Source organism: Leucobacter tenebrionis, assembly GCF_019884725.1.
Lineage (GTDB): Bacteria > Actinomycetota > Actinomycetes > Actinomycetales > Microbacteriaceae > Leucobacter > Leucobacter tenebrionis.
Genome location: NZ_CP082322.1, coordinates 942173 through 953648, shown reverse-complemented (window position 1 = coordinate 953648; position 11476 = coordinate 942173). Strand labels below are relative to the sequence as shown.

The following is an 11476-nucleotide window of genomic DNA, read 5'->3' as shown; positions in this document are numbered from 1 at the left end:
GGGAAAAGCGGTTACGCGACCTTGGGCTGCTGCTGCGTGATGCAGTGGATGCCGCCGCCGCGGGCGAAGAGCGGCCGCGCGTCGATCCCGATCACCTTGCGGCCCGGATAGACCTCGCGCAGCGTGGCGAGGGCCCGGTCGTCGGCGGGGTCGTCGAACGCGCAGGCGAGCACCGCGCCGTTGAGCACGACGTGATTGATGTAGCTGTAGTCGACGAAGCCCTCGTCGTCGCGCAGCGTCTCGGGGGCCGGCATATCGAGGATCTCGAAGCCGGACGAGGTGTCGGCGCGGTACTGCTCGGCGACCGCGCGGTTCGTCTTCGCGATGACGTGATCGGGATGCGCCTCGGCGTCCTGACGGTGCATGAGCAGCACCTCGGGCGACGCGAAGGCCGCGAGGATGTCGGAGTGGCCGCGCGTGCCGAAGGTGTCGTGGTCGCGGGTGAGGCCGCGGGGCAGCCACATGGCGCTCGTCGTGCCGATGGTGCGGGCGAGCTCGGCCTCGACCTGATCCTGCGTCCACCCGGGGTTGCGGCCCGGATCGAGCTGCACGGTCTTGGTGAGGATCACGTGACCGGTGCCGTCGACCTGGATGCCGCCGCCCTCGTTCGTCATCTCCGAGTTCACGAGCTCGGCGCCGGCCGCCTCGGCGACGATGCGACCGATGTGCTGGTCGTGATCCCACTGCGCCCAGTCCTGCGCGCCCCAGCCGTTGAACACGAAGTTCACGGCGCCGAGGCGACCGTCCTCGCCGATCACGAAGCTCGGTCCGATGTCGCGCATCCACGCGTCGTTGAGCGGTGCCGTCAGGCGATCGATCTGCGCGGACAGGTACTTCGAGGCGATCTGCTCGTCACCCGGGTTGACCACGACGGTCACGGGCTCGAACTCGCTCGCGGCGTTCGCGACGGCGGCCCAGGTGGTGCGCGCCTCCTCGACCTCCGCCTCCGTCTCGCCGAGCGTATAGCCGCTGGTCGGCCACGCGAGCCAGAGCCGCTCCTGCTCGTGTCCTTCGATAGGCATGCGCCAAGTAGTCATTCAACTGCTCCTTGAATCTCGCGGCGCCACCTCAAAGCAGGCAAGCAGGCCGCTAGCACTCAAGTGTATCGCCGCGCATGCGGTGGCGCGGGTGGGGCGAGAGGCGGAAAACGCATAAGGATCTCGCGATGCACGTGCGTTTTCCGCCTCTCAGCGGGAATCGGCCCCGCTCAGGATTCGTCGTCGAAGCGGAGCGCCCGCGCGATGAGCTCCTCCTGCTCGACGGCGTGCACCTTCGCCGATCCGGTGGACGGCGCAGCGGAAGCGGGGCGCGAGACCACGCGGATGAGGTCGTTCGCGAGGTACTTCGACAGCTCGAGGGAGACGAACGGCCACGCGCCCTGATTCTCAGGCTCGTCCTGCACCCACACGAGTTCGGCGCCGGGGTACTGGGTGAGCACGCGGCCGAGCTGCACCTTGGGAACCGGGTAGTACTGCTCGATGCGCACGAGCGCGACGCGCGGATCGGGGTTCTTCTCGAGCGCGTTGCGCAGATCGTAGTAGGTCTTGCCCGAGACGAGCAGCACGCGCTGCACCGCCTGGCGGTTCTCGATCTTGGGGTCGTCGAGCACGGGCTGGAACGTGCCGGTCGTGAAGTCCTCGACCGCCGACGTCGCCCCGCGGAGACGCAGCATCTGCTTCGGCGTGAAGACGATGAGCGGCTTGCGCGGGCGGGCGTAGGCCTGGCGGCGCAGCAGGTGGAAGTAGTTCGCGGGCGTCGACGGGCGAGCCACGATCATGTTGTCCTCGGCGCAGAGCTGCAGGTAGCGCTCGATACGGGCCGACGAGTGGTCGGGGCCCTGACCCTCGTAGCCGTGCGGAAGCAGCATGACGACGGAGGAGCGCTGCCCCCACTTCTGCTCGGCCGCCGCGATGTACTCGTCGATCACGGCCTGCGCGGTGTTCGCGAAGTCGCCGAACTGCGCCTCCCACAGCACGAGGGCGTCCTCGCGCTGCAGCGAGTAGCCGTACTCGAAGGCGAGCGCGGCGTACTCCGACAGCAGCGAGTCGTAGATCCAGAAGCGGGCCTGCTCGTCCGAGAGGTTGAGCAGCGGGATCCACTCCTGCCCGTTCGCGCGGTCGTGGAACACGGCGTGACGCTGAGCGAAGGTGCCGCGCCGCGCGTCCTGGCCCACGAGGCGCACGGCGGTGCCCTCCATGAGCAGGGAGCCGAGCGCGATCAGCTCGCCGAAGCCCCAGTCGATGCCGCCCTCGCGGCTCATCTCGACGCGCTTGTTGAGCAGCTGCTGCAGCTTCTGGTGAACGGTGAAGCCCTCGGGCTTGTTCGCGAACGCATCGCCCACGCGCTCGACCACCGCGCGGTCCACGGCGGTCTCGAGCGGAGCGGGGCCGGGGCCGCCGACCTCGCCGACCTCCGCGATCCCGCCGGAGCCGACGATCGGGATCGACCCGGTCTGGGCCGCGTGGGTCTCCTGGAAGGCGACCTCGAGGCGATCCTGGAAGTCCTGCTTCGCCTTCTCGTACTCCTCCTCGGTGATGTCACCGCGGCCGACCAGAGCGCTCGTGTACAGGCGGCGGGTGGAGCGCTTGGCCTCGATGAGGTCGGTCATGAGCGGCTGCGTCATCGAGGGATCGTCGCCCTCGTTGTGGCCGCGCCGGCGGTAGCAGACGAGATCGATGATCACATCGACGTGGAAGCGCTGGCGGTACTCGTAGGCGAGCTTCGCGACCCGCACGACCGACTCGGGGTCGTCGCCGTTCACGTGGAAGATCGGAGCCTGCACGACCTTGCCGATCTCGGAGGAGTAGACCCCGGAGCGCGAGTCGAGGGGGAGGGTCGTGAAGCCCACCTGGTTATTGATGATGATGTGGATCGTGCCGCCCGTGCGGTAGCCGCGCAGCTGCGACATCTGCAGCGTCTCGTAGACGACGCCCTGACCGGCCATGGCCGCGTCGCCGTGAATGAGGATCGGCAGCGTCGTGAACGAGCCGATGGGCTTGAGATCCTGCTTCGCGCGGACGATGCCCTCGAGCACGCCGTCGACGGTCTCGAGGTGCGACGGGTTCGCGGCGAGATAGATCGGAACCTGGGCGCCGTTCGGGGCGGTGAACACGCCGTTGGTGCCGAGGTGGTACTTGACGTCGCCCGAACCGCCCTTCTGCGACTGGGCGCCCTCGAACTCGCGGAAGATCTGACCGTAGGTCTTGCCCGCGATGTTCGACAGGATGTTCAGACGGCCCCGGTGCGCCATGCCGATGTCGACGCTGTCGACGCCGTCTTCGGCGGCATCGATGAGCATGGCGTCGAGCAGCGGAATCACCGATTCGCCGCCCTCGAGGCTGAAGCGCTTCTGACCCACGTACTTGGTCTGCAGGAAGGTCTCGAAGGCCTCGGCCTCGTTGAGCTTCTCGAGGATCCGCATCTGCTCGTCGTGGCTCGGCTTCGCGTACGGCACCTCGAGCTGCCCGCGCAGCCACAGGCGCTGCTCGGGATCCTGGATGTGCATGTACTCGATGCCGATCTTGCGGCAGTAGGAGTCGCGCAGCACGCCGAGGATGTCGCGCAGCTTCATGGTGCGCTTGCCGCCGATGCCGCCCGTGACGAACTCGCGGTCGAGATCCCAGAACGTGAGCCCGTGGTTCTCGATCTCGAGGTCGGGGTGCGTGCGCTGCACGTACTCGAGCGGGTCGACATCTGCCATGAGGTGTCCGCGTACGCGGAACGAGTTGATGAGCTCCTGCACGCGGGCGGTCTTGTCGACCGCGCCGGAGACATCGACGTGGATGTCGGTGGCCCAGCGCACCGGCTTGTACGGGATGCGCAGGGCGGCGAAGATCTCCTCGTAGAAGCCGTGGCCGCCGGTGAGGCGCTCGTGCACGAGCTTGAGGAACTCGCCCGACCCGGCGCCCTGGATGACGCGGTGGTCGTAGGTGCTCGTGAGCGTGATCGTCTTCGAGATGCCGAGCCGCACGAGCGTCTCCTCGGAGGCGCCCTGGAACTCTGCGGGGTACTCGAGCGCGCCGGCGCCGATGATGGAGCCCTGCCCCTGCATCAGGCGGGGTACCGAGTGCACGGTGCCGATGCCGCCGGGGTTGGTGAGCGAGATCGTGGTGCCCTGGAAGTCGGCCGCGCCGAGCTTGTTGTCGCGAGCGCGCTTCACCAGGTCTTCATAGGCCGAGAGGTACTCGTTGAAGTCGAGCGTCTCGGCGCGCTTGATCGAGGGAACCAGCAGCGAGCGGGTGCCGTCGGGCTTGGGCACGTCGATGGCGATCCCGAGGCCGATGTGCGCGGGGGCGACGATCGACGGCTTGCCGTCGATCTCCGCGTAGGCGACGTTCTGGCTGGGGAACTCCTTCAGGGACTGGATCAGCGCCCAGCCGATGAGGTGGGTGAAGGAGACCTTGCCGCCGCGGCTGCGGCGGAGGTGGTTGTTGATGACGATGCGGTTGTCGATCAGCAGCTTCGCGGGGATCGTGCGCACGCTGGTCGCGGTGGGGACCGTGAGGCTCTGATCCATGTTCTTGGAGAGCGTGCGCGACATGCCGCGCAGGGGGGTGACCTTGTCCTCCTGCTGATCCGTGGCCTCGGCCCGGGTCGCCTTGTGAGGGGCGTCTGCGGGGATCGGAGCCTCGCGAGGGGCGGCGTTGGTGGTGCGCGCGGGCTGCGTCGAGGTGGGGACCGGCGTGGTCGGCGGAGAGGCGGGGGCGGCCTGCGCGTTCGTCGCGGGCTGCGCGGCCGGCGCAGGCCGAGCCTCGGCAGGTCGGGCGTCGGTCTGCTGACCCGCCTCGCGACCGTACTGCTCGAGCACCGGCCACCATGACCGATCCACAGCGTTCTTGTCGACTTGATACTGCTTCCACAGCTCGTCGACGAGCCACTCGTTTGCACCGAAATCTCCTGAGAGACCAGCCTGTCCGGTGGTCTCCGTGCGCTCCGCCAAAGCGACTTCCCTTCGTTGATGTCGTATGTGGCAGCGTGTAGCCGGGGCCGGCTCCTTAGCCGGTTTCCAGTAGACAAGCCTACGCCTTTCGAGAGCCGGGTGGGGGATGAGACTCAGGACGAATCTCCATGGTCGGCTGCTAAGATCGGTAGGGCTATGGACTCAGACTCTCGAAGACCGTCAGACCCCCCGAGTATCGGCCGCGCTGAAGCGCGGCCCCTTCCCACGCCGAGGAGCGGCCGGTGAACGACTGGCTCCTTCTGCTCATCGGCATTCTTCTCACTTTCGGCACCGGCATCTTCGTCGCGGCCGAGTTCTCGCTCGTCGCTCTCGACAGGCACGACCTCGAGCGGCGCAGAGCAGACGGCCAGCGCGGTCTCGACCGCGTGATCCGCGGCCTCACCCGCACATCGACCCATCTCTCGAGCGCGCAGCTGGGCATCACGCTCACCACGTTGCTCGCGGGCTACACGCTCGAACCGGCCCTCAGCGGCTTCCTCGATGCTCCGCTCGGAGCGCTCGGGGTGCCGGAGGATCTGCGCCGAACCATCAGCGCCCCCGTGGCGGTCGCCCTCGCGACCGTGTTCTCGATGATCGTGGGCGAACTGGTGCCCAAGAACTTCGCACTCGCGAAGCCGCTCGCCACAGCGAGGGCGGTGATGCCGGCCCAGGCCGCGTTCACAGTGACTTTCAAGCCCGCGGTGCTGGCGCTGAACGGCAGCGCCAACGGCCTGCTTCGCGCGATCGGCATCGAGCCCAAGGAGGAGCTCTCGGGTGCGCGATCGGCCGAGGAGCTCTCGTCGCTCGTGCGGCACTCCGCGAGCGCCGGGCTGCTCGAAGCGGATACCGCGACGCTGCTCGATCGCACGCTGCGATTCTCCGAGCTCACCGCAGCAGACGTGATGACCCCGCGACTCCGCGTGGAGAGCGTGCAGCGGCTCGAGCCGGCTCAGGCGGTGCTCGAGCTCTCGGGCCGCTCGGGGTTCTCGCGATTCCCGGTGATCGACGAGGATCGGGACGACGTGGTGGGCGTCGTGCACGTGAAGCAGGCCGTGGCCGTGCCGCGGAGCAAGCGCGGAGAGGTGCCGGTCGCCGCCCTCGCCGAAGAGGTGGTGCGCGTTCCCGAGACCATGCACCTCGACCACCTGCTCGAAGAGCTGCGCTCCTCGGGGTTCCAGCTCGGCATCGTGGTCGACGAGTACGGCGGTACGGCCGGCATCGTGACGCTCGAGGATCTGGTCGAGGAGATCGTCGGCGAGGTCGCCGATGAGCACGACCGCGCCGCCGCCGGCGTCGTCGGCACCGCGGAGCGGATGACCTTCCCCGCCGACCTGCGCCCCGACGAGGTGCTCGAGCAGACGGGGATCGAGATTCCCGACGATGACTCGTACGACACGGTCGCGGGCTTCGTGCTGCGCGAGCTCGGCCGGATTCCCGAGCCCGGCGACGAGGTCTCGCTGCCCGACGGCGCGACGCTGCGGGTCGAGCGCATGGACGGGCGGCGAGTCGCGCGTCTGCGCTACACGAGTCCTCCTCAGCCGTCGCTGACCGCTGACGAGAACGGGCGAGAGGGGGACCGGGCATGAGCGACTGGATGGGAATCGTCTGGCTTGTCGTGCTGCTCGCCTTCAACGCCTTCTTCGTCGGCGCCGAGTTCGCCGTCATCTCCGCCCGCCGCTCCCAGATCGAGCCGCGGGCCGAGGCCGGCTCCAAGCGAGCCAAGACGGCGCTGTACGCCATGGAACATGCGACGCTGATGCTGGCGACGAGCCAGCTCGGCATCACCGTGTGCTCGCTGCTGATCCTGAACGTCTCCGAACCCGCGATCCACCACCTGCTCGAGGGGCCGCTCGCCTGGACCGGCCTGCCCGCCGAGGCGGTGTCGATCAGCGCATTCGTGATCACGCTGCTGCTCGTGTCGTATCTGCACGTGGTGCTGGGCGAGATGGTGCCGAAGAACGCCGCGTTCTCGCTGCCGGATCAGGCCGTGCTGCTGCTCGCTCCGCCGCTCGTCGCGGTGTCGCGCCTGCTCAAGCACATCATCGCCGCTCTCAACGCCGTCGCGAACGGCACGCTGCGGCTGTTCGGCGTCGAGCCGAAGTCGGAGACCACGAGCACCTACACGCTCGAGGAGGTCGCGAGCATCGTGAACCAGTCGACGCGCGAGGGTGTGCTCGAGGATCGCAGCGGAACGCTGACCGCGGCCTTCGAGTTCACCGAGAAGCGCGCCGAGGATCTGCTCGTGCCGTTCGAGCGGCTCGTCGTGCTGCCCGCGGGCGCCACGGCCCTGGATGTCGATGCCGCGGTCGCGAGGCACGGCTTCTCTCGGTACCCCATCGCCGATGCGGAAGGCGGGCTCGCGGGGTACGTGCACATCAAGGATCTCCTGAGGCTGGGGGAGGATCGGATCGCCGAGCCGATCCCCGGTAAGCGGATTCGCGAGATGATCTCGATCCACGCCGAGACCGAACTCGAGGACGTACTGGCCCGCATGCAGGCCCGCGGCATCCATCTCGCGCGCATCTACGACGGGGACGGCGCCGGTCTCGGCGTGGTCTTCCTCGAGGATGTGATCGAGGAGCTGGTGGGCGAGGTGCACGATGCGACCCGGAGACGGCGCTTCGACTGAGTCGCTACGAACTTAAAAGTGTGGACTGTGTCCAGATTCTCCCATAAGATCTAATTTTGGATGCCGTATAAGTTCGCAGGGGTGGGCGCGGTGGTCCGATCTTTGGGGGACATCGATGCTGAAACTTCGTTCGAAGCGCGCCCGACGTGACACACGACTCGTCTCGGGCGCGCTCGCGCTGCTGCTCGCGGCCGGTGCGCTGCTGGGGATCGCGGCGCCCGCGCAGGCGGCACCGCCCGAGGCGCCGTCGTTTCACATCACGATGGCTGCCAGCGGGGGTGACGTATCCCCGTACTTGGATTCTCTCAGCCGGATCACCGATATCGAGGTGCCGAACGATGTCTCTTCAGCGGTGGTGGGAGGCCGCATCATCTATCTCTCGACCTCTGCGGCACCGACGTTTCCCGAGTACACCACGTCAGCGACCGTGGAGTACACCGTCGAGCGCGAGGGCGAAACCGCGGTCGGTCAGATCAGCGTCACCTTCGTGCACAGGCCATGGGTGTACGCCTCGGGCCAGAACACGGCCGCGGTTGCCCCCGGCGAGACTGCGCAGCTCCAGGTCGAGGCGCTCGGCTACGGCTTCGAGGGCGGAGTCGCGACGGGCCGCAGCTCCTACGCGGTGCAGGCGCAACCCGCGTTCGGCACCGCGGCGGTGGCGAGCGATGGAACGGTCACCTATACCGCACCGGCGGATGCGGTGCCGCACAGCACCGCAAGCTTCAAGATCGTGGCGACCGACGGCTACGGGCAACGGCGCGAGACCTATCAACCGTTCACCTTCACGATCAAGGGAACGGCTGAGGCCGACACCTTCGATGTCGACATTCCTTACGGCAACGGGAGCACGGGTACACGGGTGGCGATCCTGCCTGACCACGCCCGCGGAGTGAACCCGCGCGTCATCAGCGTCCTGGCTAACCCGAGCAACGCCGCGGTCGCCTTCGACGCCGAGAGCGCGACGTTCACGCCGCCGCCGCGGAGCTGGGCGGCGCAGGACAACGGCTACTCGTTCGTCGCGGACTACCTCGTGATCGACGACAACGGCCCGGCATCCGGGCGGATCAACGTGCGCGTGCTGCGGCCTCCGGTCATCACGGGCCCGTCGTTCACGACGACGGTGCCCATCGGCGGCAGCGCGACCTCGGCCGTTCAGGTGCTGAACAGCTCGGTGATCCCCGCCACGGGCGGCTACAGCATCGCGACTCCGCCGAGCGTCGGCACGGCGACCGTCGATGACCAGGGCGTCGTTACCTACACCGCGCCCGCCGACATGACCACAGGCACCCTCGACAGCGCCGACGTGCGGGTCACCGACAAGGTCGGGCAGTCCGAGACGGTCGAGGCGCGGTTCGAGGCCTACGAGGGAGCGCACGCTCCCGACATCGAAGAGAATCGGCCGGACGCCGCGTTCGAACTGGCCCTGCTCGCGGGATCGAGCGGCGAAGGCAAGACCCTCGCCGGAGTGACACTCGTTTCAGGCGATGCGACGCTGAACCCGGATCTGGCGGCCGGCACGGTCGAGGTCACCCCGACTCATAGCTGGAGCGCCGAAGAGCCGACCCACGAGCTCGAGCTCGCGTACACGATCGAGGATGTCCTGGGCGGCACTGATACGGGCACCGCTACGGTCACGGTGCTATCCAAGCCGGCATTCGCGAGCACCGCGGAGACTGACCTGTCGAAGACAGTCGAGTTCGGCGATTCTGCGGTCTACTCGGCTCAGGTGGTGGCGCCGGGGAATCTCCCGCAGAGCGGAGCCTTCAGTGTGACGCGGCAGCCGATCGCTCTCATGAACGTGCTCGCAGTGGACCCGGTGACCGTGAACGACACCGGTCTCGTCACCGTCGACACATCGAGCCTGGCTGCAAACGGCAGTTACGAGTTCGACGTGCGGGTGGAGGATCTGGTCGGGCAGAGCGCCGTGCAGACGTTCCGGCTCGCGGTGGTGCCGGGGCCGGGCGATGCCGAGGGGGACTCGCAGGGCGGCTCCAGCGGGGATTCCGAGGGGGATCCGCAGGGGAGTTCCGACGGAGGCCCTGACGGGGATGCTGACGCGGGCCCTGACGGGGATGCTGACGGAGGCCCTGAGGGGGATCCCGACGGAGGCCCTGACGGGGATGCTGCGGCGGGCCCGCGGGGGGAACCCGATGGGGGTGCTGAGGACGATACGCAGGGGGATTCTGACGGCGGTCCGCAGGGCGGTGCCGATGGCGATCCCGACGGGGATCCGCAGGGCGAACCTGACGGGGACTCGGAGGGCGATCCGGGTTCGGGATCGCAGGGCGATGCCGACGGTAGCCCGCAGGGTGAATCCGACGGGGGTCCCGAGGGTGATCCGCAGGGCGATGCCGATGCTGGTTCCGAAGGGGATCCGCAGGGCGATGCCGATGCTGGTCCCGACGGGGGTCCGCAGGGTGCCCCTGACGGTGACGCGCAGGGGAGCCCCGAGGGTGGTGCGCAGGGCGATGCCGACGGTAGCCCGCAGGGCGATGCCGATGCTGGTCCCGAGGGGGATCCGCAGGGTGCTTCTGAGGGCGATTCGCAAGGAGATCCCGATGGCGGTCCTGAGGGCGGTGCCGATGGTGGTCCCGAGGGGGATCCGCAGGGTGCCCCTGACGGTGATTCGCAGAGCGATCCTGACGGCGATGCCGACGGTAGCCCGCAGGGCGATCCTGACGGTAGCCCGCAGGGGGATCCGGAGAGCGCCGCTGACGGAGCTCCGGAGGGGAGTGCCGAGGCAGGCCCCAACGGCGATACGGCAGGTGGCGTGACGGGCGACGCGCAGGGCGGTGCCGACAGTGAGCAGGGCGGTGCCGCCGGCGCTCGGGCGAGCGGCGATGACGCGCAGGGCCGCGCAGGGGCCGATGGGTCCGGCGACTCCCGGTCGGGCACTGGCTCGCGGAGCAGCGCGGACGGAAGCGGGGTTCCCGGGGCCGGTGGAGTATCGCAGCCCGACGTGGTGAACTCCTCGAAGCTCGCGCGCACGGGCGCGGGCGATACCCTGGGCGCACTCTTCTCCGCGGCTTTGCTGATCGCGGCAGCGGTGAGCCTTTTCGCCCGACGCGGCGCAGCGACTCCCTGAACCCTGCTTCGGGTCTCACCGATATTTCGGATCGGGAAGCCTGATCCCGTCCGAAATATCGGTGAGATCCGAAGTACGGGTCACCCGAGCTCGTGGGAGGCCCCGGTTGCTCGAGCCCGGGTGAGACCCCGGTTGCCCGAGCCGGTCGGAGGCCCCCGGCCTCAGCGCGCTTCGAAGACCAGGTGAGCGGCGAGCTCGTCGACGCCGAGGGTGTCCTCGGCGATGAGCGGATTGTCGGGAACCTCGAGTCGCACGTCGAACTCGGCGGCCTCATCGGTGAGTTTGGTGGGGGTGACGAGCAGGCTGGTCTCGGGCCGCGTGAATCCGTCGGCGGAGAGGGTGCCGACCGCGCTGACCGTCGCCTCATCGCTCACGTCGCGTCTCAGCGGAGCGGGTTCGGTGAGTTCGAACTCGGCGTCGGGCAGGCCGGCTGCGCTCACGTCGAGCCTCGCCTCGGTGATCACGCCGTCGAGCAGCACGATGTGGCCGCTCGCGGAGAGGGTCTCCGAGATCAGCGTCGAGAGTGCGTCACCGTCGGTCTCGGACAGCAGCCGGGTCTCGGTGACCTCGTATACGCGCTCCGTCGCGGCCTCGAGGAGATCGGACTCCGGCGAGGTGTGCAGCTCGATCGCCTGCACGGTCGAAGGCGAGGCGGGGGAGCAGGCGGTGAGGCACAGCGGCAGCGCGGCCGAAACGGTCGCCACCACGCTGACGGTGCGCACGGTACGGCGCGACGATACGGCGGTCACGGTTCGCGGGCTCCCTTCGCGGTAGACGAACACTCGCCGAGACTACGCTTTGAAAGTGTGAGGCCGGTGGGAGG

Annotated in this window: 6 protein-coding genes; 3 read left to right on the top strand and 3 right to left on the bottom strand. The window is 68.6% G+C overall.

The annotated features are described in order from the left end of the window. Positions 1-11: 11 nt before the first annotated feature. Positions 12-1037 carry an agmatine deiminase family protein gene (locus KVY00_RS04450; RefSeq protein ID WP_223044522.1) on the bottom strand — a complete coding sequence of 342 codons (1026 nt, stop codon included), beginning with the start codon at positions 1035-1037 and terminating at the stop codon, positions 12-14. A gap of 170 nt (positions 1038-1207) precedes the next feature. Beyond that, the gene (locus KVY00_RS04445) at positions 1208-4939 is read right to left on the bottom strand and encodes a multifunctional oxoglutarate decarboxylase/oxoglutarate dehydrogenase thiamine pyrophosphate-binding subunit/dihydrolipoyllysine-residue succinyltransferase subunit (RefSeq protein ID WP_223044521.1); all 3732 of its coding nucleotides are present in this window, start codon (positions 4937-4939) and stop codon (positions 1208-1210) included. 242 nt (positions 4940-5181) lie between these two features. Between KVY00_RS04445 and KVY00_RS04440 the strand changes: the two genes are divergently transcribed. The 3 genes from KVY00_RS04440 (at position 5182) to KVY00_RS04430 (ending at position 10653) form a co-directional block, all read left to right on the top strand. Then, positions 5182-6525, top strand: a complete 1344-nt coding sequence (locus tag KVY00_RS04440; RefSeq protein WP_223044520.1) for a hemolysin family protein — start codon at positions 5182-5184, stop codon at positions 6523-6525. After that, complete coding sequence (locus KVY00_RS04435; RefSeq protein WP_223044519.1) at positions 6522-7568, top strand: hemolysin family protein; 1047 nt, start codon at positions 6522-6524, stop codon at positions 7566-7568. The genes KVY00_RS04440 and KVY00_RS04435 overlap by 4 nt, the downstream gene beginning before the upstream one ends. 115 nt (positions 7569-7683) lie before the next feature. Next, a complete protein-coding gene (locus tag KVY00_RS04430) occupies positions 7684-10653 on the top strand; it encodes an Ig-like domain-containing protein (RefSeq protein WP_223044518.1) in 2970 nt (989 codons plus the stop codon). A 161-nt stretch (positions 10654-10814) separates the two neighbouring features. Here KVY00_RS04430 and KVY00_RS04425 read toward each other — a convergent pair whose 3' ends face one another. Beyond that, the gene (locus KVY00_RS04425) at positions 10815-11402 is read right to left on the bottom strand and encodes a hypothetical protein (protein ID WP_223044517.1); all 588 of its coding nucleotides are present in this window, start codon (positions 11400-11402) and stop codon (positions 10815-10817) included. Positions 11403-11476 lie beyond the last annotated feature (74 nt).

Bases quoted from the DNA above. Each gene is read 5' to 3' on its own strand.
- KVY00_RS04450 (WP_223044522.1), bottom strand. From the start codon at position 1,037: ATGACTACTTGGCGCATGCCTATCGAAGGACACGAGCAGGAGCGGCTC.
- KVY00_RS04435 (WP_223044519.1), top strand. From the start codon at position 6,522: ATGAGCGACTGGATGGGAATCGTCTGGCTTGTCGTGCTGCTCGCCTTC.
- KVY00_RS04430 (WP_223044518.1), top strand. From the start codon at position 7,684: ATGCTGAAACTTCGTTCGAAGCGCGCCCGACGTGACACACGACTCGTC.